This window comes from Streptomyces sp. SAI-127, assembly GCF_029894425.1.
Taxonomy (GTDB): domain Bacteria; phylum Actinomycetota; class Actinomycetes; order Streptomycetales; family Streptomycetaceae; genus Streptomyces.
Genome location: NZ_JARXYJ010000001.1, coordinates 5,931,543 through 5,951,283 on the forward strand (window position 1 = coordinate 5,931,543; position 19,741 = coordinate 5,951,283).

Here is a 19,741-nt window from a genome sequence, read left to right on the forward strand (position 1 = left end):
TTTCTCACCACCCCCGAACCCCCACACCGCTGCACCCCCGTCCCCCTCCCCACCGCCCACCCCACTCCCCGGGCGATACGCGTGCGAAGGAGCCCGCGATGAGCGACATGATCACCGCGGACCTGGTCGATCTCGACCTGTCCGCCGACACCAAGGAAGCCGCGGCGCGTGCCCTCGCCGAGCGCATGGTCGCCCTGGGCCGGGTGACCGACCTGGAGGGCTTCCTCGCCGACGTGGCCGCCCGCGAGGCACAGATGCCCACCGGCCTCGACGGCGGCATCGGCATCCCGCACTGCCGCAGCGAACACGTCACCGAGCCGACGCTCGCCTTCGGGCGCAGCTCGGCCGGCATCGACTTCGGCGCGGCGGACGGTCCCGCCGACCTGATCTTCCTGATCGCCGCACCGGCCGGCGCGGACGACGCCCACCTGACCATCCTGTCCTCGCTCGCGCGCCAGCTCATGAACGCCGAGTTCACGGACGCCCTGCGGTCGGCGGGGAACGCGGAGAGCGCCGCGGCGCTGATCCGCGGGGACGAGGCACCGGCGGAGGCGGCCACCGAGGCCCCCGCGGGTGCCGGTGAAGACTCCGTTGCGGCATCGGCGGCGGCCTCCGCCGATGCCGCAACGGCCACTACGGCAGCCGAGCCGGCGCGGGACACGCGCCCCTTCCGGATCGTCGCCGTCACGTCCTGCCCGACCGGCATCGCCCACACCTACATGGCGGCCGAGTCGCTGGAGAACGCCGGCCGCGAGGCGGGCGTCGAACTCGTCGTCGAGACGCAGGGCTCGGCCGGCTTCACCCGGCTCGACCCGGCGGTCATCGCGGACGCGGACGGCGTGATCTTCGCGCACGACGTCCCCGTACGCGACAAGGACCGCTTCGCCGGCAAGCCCACCGTCGACGTCGGTGTGAAAGCGGGCATCAACCGCCCGGCCGAACTCATCACCGAGGTCCGCGGGAAGGCCGAGCGCGGCGAGGTCAGCGCGGCGGGCCGACCCGGCTCCACGCCGGTCGAGCGGGCCGGCGAGTCCGGCGACAGCTACGGCACCAAGCTCCGCAAGTGGCTGATGACCGGCGTCAGTTACATGGTCCCCTTCGTCGCCGCGGGCGGTCTGCTGATCGCTCTCGGCTTCGCGATCGGCGGCTGGAAGATCGCCGACGCGCCCTCGGTCATGAAGCACTTCTCCTGGACCGAGATCGACAGCTGGGGCGCCCTGCTGTTCCAGATCGGCGGGGTCGCCTTCGGCTTCCTCATCCCGGTCCTCGCCGGATACATCGCGTACGGCATGGCGGACCGCCCCGGTCTCGTCCCCGGCTTCGTCGGCGGAATGATCTCCTCGCAGATCGCCGCCGGCTTCCTGGGCGGCCTGGTCGCCGGTCTGCTGGCGGGTGGTGTGGTCCTCGCGATCCAGCGGATCAAGATCCCACCGGTGCTGCGCGGCATCATGCCGGTGGTGGTGATCCCGCTGATCTCCTCGCTGATCGTCGGCTTCCTGATGTTCGTGGTGGTCGGCAAGCCCATCGCCGAGGCCCAGAAGGGCATGACGGACTGGCTCAACGGCCTCTCCGGCTCCAACGCCATCCTGCTCGGCGTGCTCCTCGGCCTGATGATGTGCTTCGACCTCGGCGGCCCGGTCAACAAGGTCGCGTACGCCTTCGCCACCGCCGGCATCGCCGTGCAGGACCCGAGCGACTCCGCGATGAAGGTCATGGCCGCCGTGATGGCCGCGGGCATGGTCCCGCCGCTGGGCATGGCGCTGGCAACGAACGTCCGCAAGAAGCTCTTCACCCAGACCGAGCGCGAGAACGGCAAGGCGGCCTGGGTCCTGGGCGCCTCCTTCATCTCCGAGGGCGCGATCCCGTTCGCCGCGGCCGACCCGCTGCGCGTCATCCCCGCCTCCATGGCGGGCGGAGCGGTCACCGGCGCCCTGTCGATGGCTTTCGGAGCCACCCTGCGCGCCCCGCACGGCGGCATCTTCGTGGTCCCGCTGATCGGCAGCCCGTTCCTCTACCTGATCGCCATCGCGGCGGGCGTGTGCGTCACGACCGGTCTGGTGGTCGTCCTGAAGAGCATGCGCAAGCCGGCCGCGGGGACAGCGGCCACCGCGGCGACGGAGGCCGCCGGCGCCCCGACGGCCGAGCAGAAGCAGCCGGTCGCCGCGTAACCCCTGCCCCTTTGGGGCGGCTGTGAGTTGTTCACGGCACCTGCGAGATACGTCACGGTCCGGGACCATCGTCCCGGGCCGTGGTGTCTACTGGAACGCATGCCTGAGCATGTGTCCGTCTACCAGTTGCTTGGTATGACCCTTCTCGTCCTGGTGGCCGTCGCCTGGGTGATCGGGCTGGCCGTCATGCTGCGCCGCGGCCGCCGAGAGGCCGCGCTGTGGCGCTCCGGCCATGGCCTGCCCGCCCTGCCCCACCAGCGACAGACCGGCCCCGGCCGCGAGTCCGTCGAGCTGACCCCGGCGGAGGAGGACGCGTTCGCGGGTCTGGTACGACAGCTCAGCGGCGGCCGCTGACCCGGGCGCCGGAGCGGGGCCTACGGGGATTTGTACGTGGGCGCTCGTGCGGGGGCGTGAGCCCTTCAGGAGACCTGAGCCGCGCGCCGCTCCATGGCGTCGCGGGCCGCGTCCTCGGTGACGTACACCTCGCACATGTGCCGCCCGTCGGGCGTCGCCGTGTGCTCGACCTCCCACAGGGAGATCTCCGCGCCGTCGCGCAGCAGGAACGCGTGCTCGTACAGCGAGAAGCCCAGTCCGGCGCGCCCCGCCCGGCTCGGGCGCCCGAACGCCTGCGTGATCTGGTGCGCGAACGCCTCGGTCAGCAGCGCGGCCGTCTCCGGCCCCGGCCGGTCCGCGTTCTCCGCGCGGCGCAGCAGCCGGCGCGCGTGGTCCGCCGAGTCGTCCGGGGCGTATGCGTGCCGCGGTGTCTGCACGGCTGCGAGCTGCACCGTCACCGGCAGCTCGAAGTCCGGGGTGTCCGGCGGTAACGGCAGCCGCGCGGTCGCCGCACGCACCTCCTCCTCGTCGACGTACACCTCGTGCTGCGGAACGCTGTCCCGCGCGGTGTTGTGGACGAGCTCCCACAGAGTGAGCGCCGAACCGTCGGCGAGCAGCCACGTGTGCCGGTACGTCTCACGGTGCAGCCCCGCGCTGTGGTGCGCGGAGTGCAGCGAACTGTCGTGCGCCAGCGCGCAGTCCAGTCGCCGAATCGTCTCGTCGGGCAGCTCGAAGGAGTTCAGGGCACGACCCAGGAGCCGCGCGAGGTGCTCCTCCGGAGACTCGGGCGACTCGGGTTGTTCGTACGCTGCCGTCTCGTACGGAACGCTCAAGGTTTCTCCCGGCGTTGCTGCATGTCACCTTGTGGGTGCATACCGTAGCCCCTCGGTCGGACATCATGTCCGGGAACCGAGAAAACGTACGCCCGGAAAACGCCCGGGCCGCGCGGGAAGTTCCCACGCGGCCCGAAGATCCGTCAAAAAGCCCCGGTCAGAAGGGCTTTGCCATGATCAGGAGGTGCTGACGGCGCTCCCCGCGACCCACTCGTTCCACGACAGGTTCCAGCCGTTCAGCCCGTTGTCGGGCGCCACCGTCTTGTCGGGGGAGTTCTTCACGATCACCACGTCCCCGATCAGTGAGCTGTCGAAGAACCACTTCGCCGGAGTGTCCCCCTGGCCGCCCTTCACGTCCTGCAGCCCGACGCAGCCATGACTGGTGCCCTGGCGCCCGAACGGCGGATTGCCCTTGTTGTACCAGTAGTTGCCGTGGATGAAGGTCCCGGACTGCGTCAGCCGCATCGCGTCCGGGACATCGGGGATGTCGTACGCGTTGGCCAGGGCGACCGTCCGGCTGTCCATGCGGATCTTCTTGTACTTCTCGGAGATCACCATCTGCCCGTTGTACGTGGTGAACTCCGGGCTGCCCGTCGAGATCGGCACCGACTTGATGGTCTGCCCGTCCCGTACGACCTTCATGGTCTGCGTGTCGGCGTCCACCGTGGAAACCTGGGAGCGCCCGATCGTGAAGCTGACGGTCTTCTCCTGCACACCGGTGACGCCGTTGGCGCCCTTGACCCCGTCCAGGTCGATCTTCATCGTGACCTTGGAGCCGGCCTTCCAGTACTCCTCGGGCCGGAAGTCGAGGCGCTGCGTCCCGAACCAGTGCCCGACCACCTGCTGCCCGCTGCTGGACGTCACCGTGATGTGCGACTGCACGGCCTTCTTGTCGCTGATCGCCTTGTCGAAGCTGAACGACACCGGCATCCCCACGCCGACCGTCGTCCCGTTGTCCGGCGTGTACGTCCCGATGAAGCTGTTCGCCTTGGAGACGGTCGTGAAGACGGACTTCTCGGTCACGGACTTGCCGTCCGAGTCCTTCGCCGTGGCGGCGATCTGGTACTTCGTCCCGCGCTCCAACTGCTCCGTGGGCTTCCAGCTCTTTCCGCCCGCGGCCAACGACCCCGGCACGTCCTGCCCCGTGCCCGCCACCGTCATCTTCACGCCGGTCAGCGTGCCGTCACTGACCTTCACGCCGGTCGAGTTGATCGACGCGCCCGTCGAACCGTTCTTGGCGGAGATGGCGATATCCGCCGCGGAGGTCTTCGCGGGGTCCTTGCCGCCCTTGCCTTCGCTCTTGGCGTCGGAGCCGCCTCCGCACGCTGTAAGGGTGAGGGCGCCGACCATCAGGACGGCACAGGCCCCCAGTGCGCGCCGCGCTGCTATGTCCGGCGTTGTCACGAGATGCTCCAGATTCTTGTGATGTGCGCTGTCCGCTCCACTCCGTGAAGAAAGAGGGACCCGGTCCCCGCCCGGGTTCCCTGACAACGCGACGAATGCCATGCCGTGACAGAACCCGGACGGAATGCTGGGGTGCGCTTGAGGTTGGCCTGGGCGCCTATGGGGGTGCCGGGTAGGGGTCGTCGGGCGTGTGCAGGCCGGTGGGGGCCGGTCGCGCCGTTCCCCGCGCCCCTGGGGAGTGCAGTCACCCCTCGCCGCGACGGACCGTTGGCCGCACCGCGCGCTACGACGGGCCGTTGGCCGCGTACGGCCCCGACCCCCAACACACCCGCACGCGCTACACCAGCCCCCACCGAACCGGCACGGGCCGCCGCAGGCACTCAGGGGCGCGGGGAACTGCGCAGAACGCCCGCCCCCACCCAGCCGCACGCAGAACGCCCGCCCCCACCCAGCCGCACGCAGAACGCCCGCCCCCACCCAGCCGCACAGGCGCCGCAGGCACCCCCGCCCAACCGCCGGAGGCATCACGCCTCGTACAGCTCCCGGTAGGCCGGCCACACTCCACCCACCCCCTCCACCGACTCCGCCGCCCGCACGGCCCGCACGATCGCCCGTGTCACCACATCCGCCCCCGCGGCGAGCACGGGGTTGAGCGCGAGCGGATCCCCGGGGTCGAGGGGGCGCATCCCCGTGGCGAGGGCGAACACCGTGTCGCCGTCATGCAGCAGGTGCACCGGCCGCACGGCTCGCGCGATGCCGTCGTGCGCGGTCCCGGCCACCTTCTGGGCCTGCGCCTTCGACAGGTCCGCGTCGGTGGCCACCACCGCGAGCGTGGTGTTCAGCGGCGGCGGCGCACTCCTCGCCGCGGTCTCGGCGAGCCGCCGGCGCGCGGCGTCATGCACCCCCTCCTCCGGATACCGCACCCGCCCGTCGAACAACTCCCCGTACAGCACTCCCGTCTCCGGATCGGACACCGCCCCCACCGCGTTGGCCACCACCAACGCCGCCACGGTGATCCCCGAGGGGAGGACGACGCTCGCCGTCCCCACCCCGCCCTTCATCGCCCCGACCGCGGCCCCCGTCCCCGCCCCCACACATCCCTCCGGCACCTGCGCACCGAACGCACTCGCCGCGGCGGCCTCGACGGCGGCCCGCCCGGTCGCCGCGTCCGGCCGGGCCCGGAAGTCACCGCCCCGCCCCAGGTCGAAGACGCACGCGGCAGGCACGACCGGCACCACATGCGAGGGATCCGGCCCCACCCGCACCCCCCGCCCCCGCTCCTCCAGCCAGGCCATCACCCCGGAGGCCGCGTCGAGCCCGTACGCGCTGCCCCCGGTCAGCACGATCGCCTCGACCTTCTGCACCAGGTTGCGCGGATCGAGCGCGTCGGTCTCCTTGGTGCCGGGACCTCCACCGCGTACGTCCACCGCGGCGACGGCTCCGCCCTCCGGGGCGAGCACGACGGTGGTGCCGGTGAGCCAACCGTCGCCGGTGCGCGTCGCGTGCCCCACGCGCACCCCGGCGACATCCGTCAGAGCGTCAACTGTCATGGAACCAGTCTCGTCCAGCCCCGCCGCACTCCTCAGAACCGGCGGTCCGAACCCCTCGCGGCCCAGCCGACCGAGGTGGCCCGGGCCGGACCAGGTCACGCAGCCCCAACCGGCTCCCCGCGCTCCCTGGCCGCCATACGTGCGGTCAACGTCGTCCCGGTCACCACCGCCAGCGTCGCCACGATGCCCGCAGCAAGCACCGCCCAGTCGCCCAGGAAGGTGCAGCAGATCACCAGCAACGCCGTGACCGGCAACACCAGTTGCTGCGCGATGCCCACCTTGAAATACCGCGAGTGCAGGGCCCAGACGGTCAGCAGATAGAGGGCGGTCGGCAGGGTCACCGCGGCCGACGCGGCCAGTGTCGAGATGTGTGCCTTGCCGACGGTCTGTTCCACCGCCACCTCCAGGCCCGCCCCGATCGCGGCGGCCGAGGCGAACACCAGGTAGTGGCCGTATCCCCACAGGAACGCCTGCTTGTTGGAGCGCAGATGGCCGTGGATGGGCACCACGAAGTAGATCCACCAGGCGGCGAAGATGATCAGCAGTCCGCCCATGGCGATCGGCAGCAGCTCGTCCAGCGCGTCGTTCTCGTCGATGCCTGACTTCACGGCGACCGTGGCGGCGGCGATCGTCTCGCCGAGCACGATGATCGTGAACAGCCCGTACCGTTCCGCGATGTGGTGCGGATGCCACGACGTCGGATGGTCCCTCTCGGCGAAGGGCGGCACACACATCTCCAGCACCGCCATCACCAGGAAGACCCAGGCCCGGCCGCCCTCTGGCAGCACCACCAGCCCCAGCCAGCCGACCTGGCACAGCAGCACGCCGAACGCGTACCGCAGGGCCATGGTCCGCTCCGGGCCCTCGCTCGAACGCGCCACCCGCAGCCACTGCGTGATCAGCGCCAGCCGCATGATCACATAGCCCAGCAACACGGCCAGGAACTCGTGGTCCTCGAACGCCCGGGACACCCCGGCCGCCAGCACCAGGACACCGGCGATCTGTACCAGGGTGACGACCCGGTAGAGCGCGTCGTCGTTGTCGTACGCCGAGGCGAACCACGTGAAGTTCATCCACGCCCACCAGATGGCGAAGAAGACCATCGCGTAGTTGAGGATCCCCTCGCCGGCGTGGCCCTCGGCGATGGCGTGCACGAGGCCCACGCCCGCCTGGGCGATGGCCACGACGAAGCACAGGTCGAAGAAGAGCTCCAGGGGCGAGGCGACCCTGTGGGCCTCGTCCCGGCCGCGGGCGGTGAGTCTGCGCAGTGGACTGCGCGTCGGACTGGACGTCATGGCCCAAGCACAGCAGATACCGGCCGGAAATTCCCTTGCACCCGTTCACAAGCCGCCCGGGAGCGGGATCCGCGTCATACGAGCGGTCGGGACCGCTGCCGTACCCTGGACCTGTGAGTACCGCCCCCGACCCCGCGCCCTCCGCGCCGAAGCCCGCGCTGGTCTTCGACGATCCGCTGGACCAGCAGTCCCCGGACGACACCGACCGGGGCTGGGGCGACCGGCCGCGCACCGACAGCGCGGCCGACCTGAAGCGCTTCCTCGACGAGAAGCCGCCCCACCACCTCTGAGTGAGGCGTCCGGCCCACCTCGCTAGCGCCCGTCGTGGCCCGAGCCCCGCTGCGCGACCAGGGCGTCGCGGATCTCCTTGAGGACCTCCAGTTCGGTCACCTCGATGACCTCGTGCGTGCCCTCCTTCGCCTTGCGGCGGGCCTCCATCCGAGCCAGGTACTTCGACATCGGCAGGACCATCAGGAAGTAGACGACGGCCGCGGTGATCACGAAGCTGAGCGTGGCGCCGAGCACGGAGCCCCACCTGATCGGGATGCCGCTCAGCACGCTGCCGTCCGCCGCGACCTTGCACGGGGCCTCGAGACACGAGCTGTAACTGTCGAGGTTCTTGGTGCCGATCGCTCCGACCAGCGGGTTGATGATCCCCTTCACCACCGAGTTGACGATGTTGGTGAAGGCTGCGCCGATGACCACCGCGACAGCCAGATCGACGACGTTCCCGCGCATCAGAAAGGCCTTGAAGCCCTCCAGGACGCTCGGCTTCTTCTCGCTCACCTAGATGCCTCTTCTCGCACGCACAGGTTGTGGAACAAACAGCTCCGCAACCTACGTCAACGCGAGGTGACCCTGTCCAATTGGGTAGCTCGAAAGCGGCCCTTGACCGAGACTCCCGCAACGGACGGGTCGCACAGCTCAACACAGCGTCACCGCCAGCCGTGCCGTCGCACTCGCGCCCGCGAGGCGTGCCGCCGTCGACCGCGGCACCGAGAGCACGACCAGTGCCCCGCCCTCGGTCACACCGTCCAGCGGCTCCGGCACCTTCGTCACCCGCGCCCCGCGCGCGACCACCCGGGCATCCCCGCCCAGCGCCGACTCCTCGGCGGCGATGACGTCGACCCGGTCCCCGGGGCGCAGCAGCCGGACCGTCGCACCGTCGGCGATCCGCACCGGCGCCGACACCGTCTCCACGGCACGGCGCTCGCGTACCTGGTCGGTTGCCGGATGCCCCCGCGCCCCGTCGTCGCCCCGCGGGCCCGCCGCCACCAGCGCGGCCGCGGTGACGGCCAGACCGAGGGCCAGGGCCCGCCCGCGGTGCCGTACGAACCGTCGTAGCTGCCGGCGCCCGCCGCGCACCCGCACCGGCGCGAAATGCGGGACCTCGCAGGTCGGGGGAGCGTCGGTACCCAGCGGGAGGGGAACGAGGGGAGAGGGGGACGGAGCGAAGGACATGAGGACCACCACCAGCGACGAGACATCGGCTTGCGCTGCCACGATGAGGCTTCGCGCCGGATCCCGCCGAGGCCGGTGGACTACCGACCGGTTGTGGAAAACTCCCTCACCCGAACGAGAACTTCCGTCCCCGCGAGGGAAGTTCGAGATCAGGGAAGTCCGAGATCAGGGAAGTTCGAACCCCGGATTCATCCCGCCCAGCGCGTTCACGCACAGGCAGTCCCGTTCCCCGTTCGAAGGCAGCGCCGCCACCGCGTCGAACAGCACGCCCCGCAGCCGGTCCACGTTCGCCGCGAACACTCGCAGCACCTCGTCGTGCGAGACGCCCTCGCCGGTCTCGGCGCCCGCGTCGAGATCGGTGACCAGGGTCAACGACGTGTAGCAGAGCTCCAGTTCACGGGCGAGCGCCGCCTCGGGGTGGCCGGTCATGCCCACCACCGACCAGCCCTGGGCCTGGTGCCACACCGACTCGGCGCGGGTCGAGAACCGCGGCCCCTCGATCACGACGAGCGTGCCGCCGTCCACCGCCTCCCAGTCCTGGCCGCGAGCCGCCTTCAGTGCGGCCGCCCGCCCGACGGGGCAGTACGGGTCGGCCAGCGACACGTGCACCACGTTCGGCACACCGCCGTCCGGCAGCGGCAGCCCGTCGAAGTACGTTCCCGCCCGGGACTTCGTACGGTCGACCAACTGGTCCGGCACGAGCAGCGTGCCCGGGCCGTACTCGGGGCGCAGCCCGCCCACGGCGCACGGGCCGAGGACCTGCCGTGCCCCCACCGACCTGAGCGCCCACAGATTGGCCCGGTAGTTGATCCGGTGCGGCGGCAGATGGTGGCCGCGTCCGTGCCGGGGCAGGAACGCGACCCGTCGGCCGGCGACCTCGCCGAGGAAGAGGGAATCGCTGGGCGGACCGTAGGGGGTGTCCACCTGGACCTCGGTCACGTCCTCGAGGAACGAGTAGAAGCCGGAGCCGCCGATTACACCGATCTCTGCGTTCGCCATGACCAGCACAGTATCCGGCCCCGGAAACCCCCGGCGGCCGGGCCCGGGAAACGCCGAAGACCCCGCCGTCGTACGACGGCAGGGTCCCGGAAGTGAGACCTACGCGGCGGAGCTGCTGCTGGACGAGGAGCCCGAGCTCGACGACTTCGAGTCCGAGGAGGACGAGGAAGAAGACGAGGACGACTCGGACGACGACGAGGTGGACGTCGACGGCTTCGAGGACGACGACGCCGGGGAGCTGCTCGTCGAGGAGCCGCGGCTGTCGTTGCGGTAGAAGCCGGAGCCCTTGAAGACGATGCCGACCGCGGAGAACACCTTCTTGAGGCGCCCCTGGCAGTTGGGGCACTCGGTCAGAGCGTCGTCGGTGAACTTCTGCACCGCCTCGAGGCCCTCGCCGCACTCGGTGCACTGGTACTGGTAGGTGGGCACTGTCTTCCTCCTGGCACTCTCACTCAATGAGTGCTAACGATGGTCCATAGTGACGTATTCCCGGGGATCAGTCCACTGCCACCGGCACTCGGTGACCGACGCCACGTGCGACGGTCCGGCCGCGGGGCCGCGCCACGAGGTGTGAACGCAACGCCAGCAGAGTCGCCAGGGCGAGCAGAGTGCCCCCCATCGGCACCAGGAACCCGGCGCCGCCCCAGAAGCGGTCCTCCAGCTGCCCGGCGATCGTGACGGCGGCCGCCTGGCCGAGCGCCACCGCGCCGGTCAGCCAGGTGAAGGCCTCGGTGCGGGCGCCGGCCGGGACCAGGCTCTCGACCAGGGTGTAGCCGGTGATCAGGGCGGGCGCGATGCACATGCCGACCAGGAGGCCGAGGCCCGCCAGGACGAGCACCGAGTGCGCGGCCCACAGGCCGGAGGCCGTCAGCGCGAGGGCGCCGTATCCGATGATCAGGCGCCGCTGGGGGGCCACCTTCCAGGCGAGGGCGCCGCAGACCAGGCCGGAGAGCATGTTGCCCGCGGCGAAGACGCCGTACAGGACACCGTTCAGGCCGGGTTCGCCGATCGACTCGCTGAACGCGGCCAGCGAGACCTGCATGCCGCCGAAGACGGAACCGATGCCCAGGAACGTCACGATCAGGACCCGCACCCCGGGGATGCGCAGCGCCGAGGCGTGCTCCACGCGTGCGTGCCCGTCGACGGCCGTGACCGACGGCTGCGTGCTCTTCTGTGCGGCGAACAGCAGGCCGCCGAGGAGTGTCAGGGACGCCTCGGTCAGCAGGCCCGCGGCCGGGTGCACGGCGGTGCACAGGGCGGTGGCGAGCAGCGGGCCGAAGACGAAGGTCAGCTCGTCCGTGACGGACTCGAAGGCCGCCGCCGTGGTCATCAGGGGCGAGCCCTGCAGCTTCACGCCCCAGCGGGCGCGCACCATGGGCCCGATCTGCGGCACCGAGGCACCCGTGGGCACGGCCGCCGCGAACAACGCCCACAGGGGCGCGTGCGCGAGGGCGAGGGCGGTCAGGGACAAGCCCGAAAGGGTGTGCACCAGCACGCCGGGGATCAGCACGGCGCGCTGGCCCCAGCGGTCCGCGAGACGGCCGCTGTAGGGCGCGAACAGCGCCATGGCGACACCGGTGACGGCCGCGACGGCGCCCGCCGCGCCGTACGAGCCGGTGGTGTGCTGCACGAGCAGCACGAGGGAAAGGGTGAGCATCGCGAACGGCTGGCGCGCGGCGAAGCCGGGGAGAAGGAACGTCCAGGCGCCGCGGGTACGCAGCAGCTGCCCGTATCCGGGGCGGGAGGAGGTGACCGTGGATGCCACGGCCCGTGCCTTTCTGCCGCCTGGTAGCGCGTCTCCCCTTCCGAAGGGGCGGCGCCGAGAGCTGTCCTCTTGCGCGGACTGCGGTAGATGCCGAATCCGACTGCTCAGGGACGTCTCGGCCGCCATACGGTCGCGCCAGCTCTGCGTCAGGCAGAGTTGGTTCGATCAGGGGTGCGAGCACATCGTACAGGGAGCGCGTAACACGCTCTTAACGTGCGCCGTCGGCGCCGTCCGTACCCAGCCAGTCGGCCAGCTTGCCGCCGTGGCCCACCGCGCGCAGCCGCCGTTCCGCGGCGTCGCGGACCGGGTCGGTGGCGACGACGAGCAGTTCGTCCCCGCGCCGCAGCACCGTGGTGGGCAGCGGAACGAACGATTTCCCCTCACGGACGACGAGGGTGACCGCGGACCCGGCCGGCAGTCGCAGCTCGTTCACCTCGACGCCGTGCATCCGGGACCCCTCGGGGATAGCGACGGACAGCAGGTGCCCGCGCAGCCGCTCCAGGGGCGCCGACTCGATGCCGAGGTCGGCGGCTGCCTCTGCGTCCCCGCCCAGGCGCAGCTTGCGCGCCAGCCAGGGCAGCGTCGGACCCTGCACGAGGGTGTAGACGACGACCAGGACGAAGACGATGTTGAAGATGCGACGGCTGCTCTCGACACCGCTCACCATGGGGATCGTCGCCAGGATGATGGGCACGGCGCCGCGCAGGCCGGCCCAGGACATGAGCGTCTGCTCCTGCCAGGGCACCCGGAACGGCGTCAGGCACAGCACGACGCTCAGGGGCCGCGCCACCATGGTCAGCACCAGCCCGATGACCAGCCCGGGCAGTACGTCGTCGCCCAGCTCGTGCGGGGTGACCAGCAGGCCCAGCAGCACGAACATGCCGATCTGGGCGATCCAGCCGAGCCCGTCGGCGAAGCCGCGGGTGGCGGGCCAGTGCGGCAGCTTGGCGTTGCCCATCGCCATGGAGGCGAGATAGACGGCGAGGAAGCCGCTGCCGTGTGCCAGCGCGCCCGCCGCGTACGCGGTGACGGCGATCGCCATGACCGCGATCGGATAGAGGCCGGAGGCGGGCAGGGCAACGTGCCGGAGGCCCCAGGAGCCCAGCCAGCCCACCGCGATGCCGATGGCCGCGCCGATGGCCAGTTCCAGGGTTATCTCGCCGATCAGCACGTACCAGTGCTCGACCGGGCCCGCCTGGGAGAAGGCGACCACCAGGATGACCACCGGGGCGTCGTTGAAGCCGGACTCGGCCTCCAGCGTGCCCGTCACGCGCGTGGGGAGCGGGATCTTGCGCAGCACCGAGAAGACCGCCGCCGCGTCCGTCGAGGAGACGACCGCCCCGATGATGAGCGCCTGACGCCACTCGAGGCCGATCAGGTAGTGCGCGGCCGTCGCCGTGACCCCGACGCTCACCGCGACCCCGCCCAGCGCCAGCACGGTGGCGGCCGGCAGGGCCGGCTTGATCTCCTTCCACTTCGTGCCGAGGCCGCCCTCGGCCAGGATCACGACCAGGGCCGCGTACCCGATGACCTGGGTCAGTTCGGCGTTGTCGAAGTGGATGTCGCCGATGCCGTCCTGGCCCATGGCGATGCCGATCCCCAGGTAAACGAGCAGGCTGGGGAGCCCGCTGCGCGAGGAGATCCGGACCGCTGCCACGGCGACGAGCAGGACGAGCGAGCAGACGAGCAGGAGCTGGTTGAGGTGGTGGACAGTCAGCGGCCGTTCCCTTCCCTGGCTCACCCGCATCACGCGCGCGTGAGCTCACGTACATAGGACACGAAGTGGTGGGACTACGCATCCAAGTACTTCGTTACCTTACCTAACTCTTGACGATTTCTTGACGCTTCGCGAGGCAGGATCGAACGCTCGTCCGCGCTGGTTCCCCAGTCCGCGTCAAGTCCGCCTGGGCCCTGCGCCTATGGTTGCTCCAGCGCGCAGAGCCTGCGTCACATCCCCGGCCGGGCGCGCGGCGCGCTGCTCCGGCCGGGGATGTGACGCAGGCTCCCCGTGAAAAGCACAGCCCGCCCTGCCGCTCGCGTTAGGACAGCAAGGACAGCGATGCCCCCCACCACCACCGCCTCATCGGGTCAGCAGCCCGGCAAGTCCGGCAGGAAGAAGGGGCGAAGAGCCCGTCTGATCGTTCTCGTCCTCGTCATGGCCGTCATCGCCGGCTTCGCCTACGGCGGCTACTGGTCGGTGAGCACCGTCCGTGCCTCCTTCCCGCAGACCAAGGGCTCGATCGAGCTCGAAGGCCTGTCGGGCCCCGTGGACGTCAAGCGCGACAGCTACGGCATCCCGCAGATCTACGCCTCCTCGGACGCGGACCTGTTCATGGCGCAGGGCTACGTCCAGGCGCAGGACCGCTTCTACGAGATGGACGTACGCCGTCACATGACCTCCGGGCGCCTGTCGGAGATGTTCGGCAAGGGCCAGGTCGACGACGACGAGTTCCTGCGCACACTGGGCTGGGACCGGGTCGCGAAGAAGGAGTACGACACCAAGCTGTCGGCCTCCACCAAGAAGTACCTCCAGGCCTACGCCAAGGGAGTCAACGCCTACCTCCAGGGCAAGAGCGGCAAGGACATCTCCCTGGAGTACGCGGCGCTCGGCTTCAAGAACGACTACAAGCCCGAGAAGTGGACCCCCGTCGACTCGGTCGCGTGGCTGAAGGCCATGGCCTGGGACCTGCGCGGCAACATGCAGGACGAGATAGACCGGGCCTTGATGACGAGCCGCCTCGGCCCGAAGCAGATCGCCGACCTGTACCCCGGGTACCCGTACAGCCGGAACCAGACGATCGTCCAGGAGGGCCAGTACAACGAACTGACCCGGACCTTCGAGCAGAACGGCAGCACGGAGAACAGCGGGACGACCGGCACCGGCACTTCCTCGAGCGGCTCCGGAACGTCCACGACCGGCACCTCGGGCACCTCGGGCTCCACCGCGTCGTCGGCCTCCTCCTCGACCGCCTCGGCGCTCCAGAGCCAGCTCTCGGGCCTCTACAACGTCCTGGACGACGTCCCCACGGCCGTCGGCGTCAACGGCCAGGGCATCGGCTCCAACTCCTGGGTCGTGGCGGGCTCGCACACCATCACCGGCAAGCCGCTGCTGGCCAACGACCCGCACCTGTCGGCCTCCCTGCCGTCCGTCTGGTACCAGATGGGCCTGCACTGCCGGACCGTCTCCAGCAAGTGCCAGTACGACGTCTCCGGCTACACCTTCGCGGGCATGCCCGGCGTGGTCATCGGCCACAACGCGAAGATCGCCTGGGGCATGACGAACTCCGGCGTCGACGTCACCGACCTCTACCTGGAGAAGCTCTCCGGCGACGGCTACCTCTACGACGGCAAGACCAAGCCCTTCACCACGCGCGAGGAGACCATCAAGGTCGCCGGCGGCGAGTCCAAGAAGATCGTCGTGCGTGAGACGAACAACGGCCCCCTGCTCTCCGACCGCTACGACGAACTCGTGAAGGTCGGCAAGAAGGCCACCGTCGACAACGCCGCCCCTGACCGCGGCGACGGCTACGGCGTCGCCCTGCGCTGGACCGCGCTCGACCCCGGCACCTCCATGGACGCCGTGTTCGCGATGGACAAGGCGTCGAACTGGAGCGAGTTCCGCGCGGCGGCGGCCCTGTTCGACGTGCCCTCGCAGAACCTCGTCTACGCCGACTCCGAGAACATCGGCTACACGCTGCCCGGCCGCATCCCGATCCGCGCGAAGGGCGACACCGGCGCCATCCCGGCCCCGGGCTGGGACCCCAAGTACGCCTGGACCGGCAAGTACATCCAGCAGGACGAGCTGCCCTACGAGTACAACCCGTCGCGCGGCTACATCGTCACCGCCAACCAGGCCGTGATCGACAAGGACAAGTACCCCTACACGCTCACCACGGACTGGGGCTACGGCACCCGCAGCCAGCGCATCACCGACCTGATCGAGCAGAAGATCAAGGGCGGCGGCAAGGTCTCCACCGACGACATGCGCCAGATGCAGCTCGACAACAGCAGCGAGATCGCCAAGCTGCTCGTGCCCAAGCTGCTGAAGATCGACATCAAGGACAAGGACGTCCGTCAGGCGCAGGAGCTGCTGGAGGGCTGGGACTACACCCAGGACGCCGACTCGGCGGCGGCCGCCTACTTCAACGCCGTCTGGCGCAACATCCTCAAGCTCGCCTTCGGCAACAAGCTGCCCAAGGAGCTGCGGGTCAAGGGCCAGTGCCTGTGGGTCGACCCCATCAACACCACCGGGCCCGCGGACGAGGCGGACAAGGTCCGCGAGTGCGGCCAGCGTGACGCCGACCAGGCGCAGCCCGACGGCGGCGACCGCTGGTTCGAGGTCGTGCGCAAGCTCATGGACGACGAGAACAGCGACTGGTGGAAGACCCCGAAGGGCGTCGGCGACCGTCCCGAGGCCAACAACCGGGACGAGCTGTTCGAGCGCGCCATGATCGACGCCCGCTGGGAGCTGACCGCCAAGCTCGGCAAGGACATCGACACATGGAGCTGGGGCCGGCTGCACCGCCTCTTCCTGAAGAACCAGACCCTGGGCACCGAAGGCCCCGACATCGTGAAGTACATGCTCAACCGCGGCCCCTGGAAGCTCAGCGGCGGCGAGGCGACGGTCAACGCGACCGGCTGGAACGCCGCGGGCGGTTACGGAGTCGTCTGGGTGCCGTCGATGCGCATGGTGGTCAACCTCGGCGACCTCGACAAGTCGAAGTGGATCAACCTCACCGGCGCCTCCGGGCACGCCTACAGCGCGCACTACACCGACCAGACCGGCAAGTGGACCAAGGGCGAGCTGCTGGACTGGTCGTTCTCGGACGACGCCGTCGACAAGAGCACGACCGACACACTGGTGCTGAAGCCGTGAGCCTCCGGCGTTAGAGCGAACAAGGGGCCCGCCACACGCGCGTGTGGCGGGCCCCTTCGTACGCGAGGAGGAGCGGATGTTCATGCGCTACGGAAGCGGCGCACACCCGACGGCGTCACCACCGCGTGCACCGGCCGGTCGTGCGCCTCCTCCGGGACGTGCGCGACGACCTCGGAGTCGTACAGGAGCACGACCAGCGCCGGTCGTGCGCCCGCGCGCTCCAGGCGCGCGAGCACCCGGTCGTACGACCCTCCGCCGCGCCCCAGGCGCATCCCGCGCCCGTCCACCGCCAGGCCCGGCAGCAGCACGACGTCGGCGCCGGTCACGGCGTCCGGGCCCAGCCGCTCACCGGAGGGCTCGAAGAGGGCCATCTTCCCGCCGTGCTGGACGCGCGCGACAGACCCCTCGCCGGTGTAGGCGCCCCAGTCCAGATCGTTGTCCGGAAGAAGCGCCGGGAGCAGAACACGCACGCCCCGCTCGCGCAGCGCGTCAAGGAGCGTGAGCGTGCCGGGTTCGGTCCCCACCGAGACGTACGCCGCCACCGTGCGCGCACGTGCCAGTTCGGGCAGCTCAAGGGCCCGGTCGGCCAGCGCGGCCGCGGCTTCTCGCACGTCATCGGCCGTCAACCTGCTCCTCACTGCCAGGTATTCTTGCCGCAATGTTCGCTTGTCAGGCTTGGTGGGACGTCCAATGTGACTCAAAGTCTGCACCCATACCCTTCTAATACGCTCATATAAGAGCTTATTAACCGGAGCCCCAGATTCCAGGCAAAGGCACCGGATAGGGTGGCGAACATGACTCAGTCGCACCCTCGGATCAGCAAGGCTGTCATTCCGGCAGCAGGGCTCGGCACCCGCTTCCTGCCGGCCACCAAGGCCACTCCCAAGGAGATGCTGCCGGTGGTCGACAAGCCGGCGATCCAGTACGTGGTCGAGGAGGCCGTCTCGGCGGGCCTCGATGACGTCCTCATGATCACGGGACGCAACAAGCGCCCCCTGGAGGACCATTTCGACCGCAACTACGAGCTCGAGTCCGCCCTCCAGAAGAAGGGCGACGCCGGCCGGCTCGCCAAGGTCCAGGAGTCCAGCGACCTCGCCACCATGCACTACGTGCGCCAGGGCGACCCCCGAGGGCTCGGCCACGCCGTCCTGTGCGCGGCCCCCCACGTGGGCCACGAGCCCTTCGCCGTCCTCCTCGGCGACGACCTGATCGACGCCCGCGACCCCCTGCTCAAGCGGATGATCGAGGTGCAGGAGCAGTACGGCGGCAGCGTCATCGCGCTCATGGAGGTCGCGCCCGAGCAGATCCACCTCTACGGCTGTGCCGTCGTGGAGGAGACCGAGGACAGCGACGTCGTCAGGGTGGGCGGCCTCGTCGAGAAGCCGGAGGCGTCCGACGCCCCGTCGAACTACGCGGTCATCGGCCGCTACGTCCTCGACCCGCACATCTTCGACATACTCCGCAAGACCGAGCCGGGCCGGGGCAACGAGATCCAGCTCACCGACGCCCTCCAGCAGCTCGCACAGGACGAGAAGATCGGCGGCCCGGTGCACGGCGTCGTCTTCAAGGGCCGCCGCTATGACACCGGGGACCGCGGCGACTATCTGCGTGCCATTGTCAGACTCGCGTGCGAACGTGAAGACCTGGGCCCGGACTTCCGGACCTGGCTTCGCAGTTTCGTAGCCGAGGAGATGTAGCGAGTTGAGCAGCGCCGCGACCCGCCCCACCGACCAGGACCACCTCTGGTCGGTGGACGAACACCTGGAGGACATCCTCGCGACCGTCCGCCCCCTCGAACCCATCGAGCTGCAGCTGCTCGACGCCCAGGGCTGCGTCCTGGTCGAGGACGTCACGGTCCCGGTGTCCCTGCCGCCGTTCGACAACAGCTCCATGGACGGCTACGCGGTGCGGGTCGCGGACGTGGCGGGCGCGAGCGAGGAGTTCCCGGCGGTCCTGGACGTCGTCGGGGACGTCGCGGCGGGCCAGGCGGGGCCGCTGCAGGTCGGTCCCGGGCAGGCCGCCCGCATCATGACCGGCGCCCCGCTGCCGCCCGGCGCCGAGACCGTCGTCCCCGTCGAGTGGACCGACGGAGGCCTGGGCGAGGGCCCGGTGACCGGGATGCGCGCCCGCAGTCTCGCCCCCGAGGGCGCCGAAGGACATGTGCACGTGTACCGGCCCGCCGAGGCACGCGCGCACGTGCGCGCCGAGGGCAGCGACGTGCGGGCAGGCGACCGCGCCCTGGACGCCGGCACCGTCCTCGGCCCCCCGCAGATCGCCCTGCTCGCCGCGATCGGCCGCGGCACCGTCCGGGTGCGCCCGCGCCCGCGCGTGGTCGTCATGTCCACCGGCAGCGAACTCGTCCAGCCCGACGAGAGCCTCGGCGCCGGCCAGATCTACGACTCCAACAGCTTCGCCCTCACCGCGGCCGCCCGCGACGCCGGCGCCATCGCCTACCGCGTGGGCGCCGTCGCCGACGACGCCGAGACCCTGCGCTCCACCATCGAGGACCAGCTCGTCCGCGCCGACCTCGTGGTCACCACGGGCGGTGTGAGCGTCGGGGCCTACGACGTCGTCAAGGAGGCGCTGTCCTCCGTGGGCGACGAGGACGAGCCGGGCAGCGGTGTCGACTTCCGCAAGCTCGCCATGCAGCCCGGCAAACCGCAGGGCTTCGGCTCCATCGGCCCCGACCACACCCCGCTGCTGGCCCTGCCGGGCAACCCGGTGTCGTCGTACGTCTCCTTCGAACTGTTCGTCCGCCCGGCGATCCGCACGCTCATGGGCCTCGACGACGTCCACCGGCCGCGGACCAGGGCGACCCTGACCGCCGACAAGGCGCTGACCTCGCCCAAGGGACGCCGGCAGTTCCTGCGCGGTGCCTACGCGGACGGCTCGGTCGCCCCCGTCGGTGGCGCCGGCTCCCATCTGGTGGCCGCCCTCGCGCAGGCCAACGCGCTGATCGTCGTACCGGAGGACGTGGAGTCCGTCGAGCCCGGGACCGAGGTCGAAGTGGTCCAGCTCGGCTGAGTACCCCTGGTTGGCGGTACCGTGTCGCGCACA

17 protein-coding genes are annotated in these 19,741 nt (G+C 70.4%); 6 read left to right on the top strand and 11 right to left on the bottom strand.

Annotation, left to right across the window (positions count from 1 at the left end; translation table 11 throughout):
• The first annotated feature begins 98 nt into the window (after positions 1-98).
• Complete coding sequence (locus tag M2157_RS27260; RefSeq protein WP_280866432.1) at positions 99-2,168, top strand: fructose-specific PTS transporter subunit EIIC; 2,070 nt, start codon at positions 99-101, stop codon at positions 2,166-2,168.
• A 99-nt stretch (positions 2,169-2,267) separates the two neighbouring features.
• Positions 2,268-2,522 (top strand): hypothetical protein, encoded by a 255-nt coding sequence (locus M2157_RS27265; RefSeq protein WP_280858226.1) that lies wholly within the window; start codon positions 2,268-2,270, stop codon positions 2,520-2,522.
• Positions 2,523-2,587: 65 nt separating this feature from the next.
• Here M2157_RS27265 and M2157_RS27270 read toward each other — a convergent pair whose 3' ends face one another.
• The 4 genes from M2157_RS27270 to M2157_RS27285 all read right to left on the bottom strand — a co-directional run bounded on the left by M2157_RS27270 (position 2,588) and on the right by M2157_RS27285 (position 7,583).
• Positions 2,588-3,334 (bottom strand): DUF6227 family protein, encoded by a 747-nt coding sequence (locus tag M2157_RS27270; protein ID WP_280858225.1) that lies wholly within the window; start codon positions 3,332-3,334, stop codon positions 2,588-2,590.
• A gap of 177 nt (positions 3,335-3,511) precedes the next feature.
• Positions 3,512-4,738 carry an Ig-like domain-containing protein gene (locus M2157_RS27275; RefSeq protein WP_280858224.1) on the bottom strand — a complete coding sequence of 409 codons (1,227 nt, stop codon included), beginning with the start codon at positions 4,736-4,738 and terminating at the stop codon, positions 3,512-3,514.
• 524 nt (positions 4,739-5,262) lie between these two features.
• On the bottom strand, positions 5,263-6,288 hold the full coding sequence (locus M2157_RS27280) for a P1 family peptidase (RefSeq protein ID WP_280866433.1): 1,026 nt from the start codon (positions 6,286-6,288) through the stop codon (positions 5,263-5,265).
• 95 nt (positions 6,289-6,383) lie between these two features.
• The gene (locus M2157_RS27285) at positions 6,384-7,583 is read right to left on the bottom strand and encodes a low temperature requirement protein A (protein ID WP_280866434.1); all 1,200 of its coding nucleotides are present in this window, start codon (positions 7,581-7,583) and stop codon (positions 6,384-6,386) included.
• Positions 7,584-7,696: 113 nt separating this feature from the next.
• Here M2157_RS27285 and M2157_RS27290 point away from each other — a divergent pair, with 113 nt between their 5' ends.
• The gene (locus tag M2157_RS27290) at positions 7,697-7,873 is read left to right on the top strand and encodes a hypothetical protein (RefSeq protein WP_266518110.1); all 177 of its coding nucleotides are present in this window, start codon (positions 7,697-7,699) and stop codon (positions 7,871-7,873) included.
• Positions 7,874-7,895: 22 nt separating this feature from the next.
• Here M2157_RS27290 and mscL read toward each other — a convergent pair whose 3' ends face one another.
• The 6 genes from mscL to M2157_RS27320 form a co-directional block, all read right to left on the bottom strand.
• A complete protein-coding gene (mscL, locus tag M2157_RS27295; protein ID WP_266518113.1) occupies positions 7,896-8,369 on the bottom strand; it encodes a large conductance mechanosensitive channel protein MscL in 474 nt (157 codons plus the stop codon).
• Positions 8,370-8,507: 138 nt separating this feature from the next.
• Positions 8,508-9,044, bottom strand: a complete 537-nt coding sequence (locus tag M2157_RS27300) for a hypothetical protein (protein ID WP_280859046.1) — start codon at positions 9,042-9,044, stop codon at positions 8,508-8,510.
• Between the two features lie 165 nt (positions 9,045-9,209).
• Positions 9,210-10,043, bottom strand: coding sequence for an S-methyl-5'-thioadenosine phosphorylase (locus M2157_RS27305; protein WP_280858220.1), 834 nt, complete (start codon positions 10,041-10,043; stop codon positions 9,210-9,212).
• 99 nt (positions 10,044-10,142) lie between these two features.
• Entirely contained in the window at positions 10,143-10,472 is a 330-nt protein-coding gene (locus M2157_RS27310; protein ID WP_280866435.1) for an FmdB family zinc ribbon protein, read from the bottom strand.
• A gap of 67 nt (positions 10,473-10,539) precedes the next feature.
• The gene (locus M2157_RS27315) at positions 10,540-11,808 is read right to left on the bottom strand and encodes an MFS transporter (RefSeq protein WP_280858218.1); all 1,269 of its coding nucleotides are present in this window, start codon (positions 11,806-11,808) and stop codon (positions 10,540-10,542) included.
• Positions 11,809-12,016: 208 nt separating this feature from the next.
• On the bottom strand, positions 12,017-13,555 hold the full coding sequence (locus tag M2157_RS27320) for a potassium/proton antiporter (RefSeq protein ID WP_280858217.1): 1,539 nt from the start codon (positions 13,553-13,555) through the stop codon (positions 12,017-12,019).
• 312 nt (positions 13,556-13,867) lie between these two features.
• Here M2157_RS27320 and M2157_RS27325 point away from each other — a divergent pair, with 312 nt between their 5' ends.
• The gene (locus M2157_RS27325) at positions 13,868-16,684 is read left to right on the top strand and encodes a penicillin acylase family protein (protein WP_280866436.1); all 2,817 of its coding nucleotides are present in this window, start codon (positions 13,868-13,870) and stop codon (positions 16,682-16,684) included.
• Between the two features lie 80 nt (positions 16,685-16,764).
• Here the strand turns inward: M2157_RS27325 and M2157_RS27330 are convergent, their stop codons facing one another.
• On the bottom strand, positions 16,765-17,310 hold the full coding sequence (locus M2157_RS27330) for a 5-formyltetrahydrofolate cyclo-ligase (RefSeq protein ID WP_280858215.1): 546 nt from the start codon (positions 17,308-17,310) through the stop codon (positions 16,765-16,767).
• A gap of 168 nt (positions 17,311-17,478) precedes the next feature.
• On the opposite strand from M2157_RS27330, the gene galU reads away from it, so the two are divergent.
• Positions 17,479-18,381: a UTP--glucose-1-phosphate uridylyltransferase GalU gene (galU, locus tag M2157_RS27335; protein ID WP_280858214.1), complete on the top strand. Its 903-nt coding sequence runs from the start codon at positions 17,479-17,481 to the stop codon at positions 18,379-18,381.
• Between the two features lie 4 nt (positions 18,382-18,385).
• The gene (gene glp, locus M2157_RS27340) at positions 18,386-19,708 is read left to right on the top strand and encodes a gephyrin-like molybdotransferase Glp (RefSeq protein ID WP_280858213.1); all 1,323 of its coding nucleotides are present in this window, start codon (positions 18,386-18,388) and stop codon (positions 19,706-19,708) included.
• The last annotated feature ends 33 nt before the right edge of the window (positions 19,709-19,741 follow it).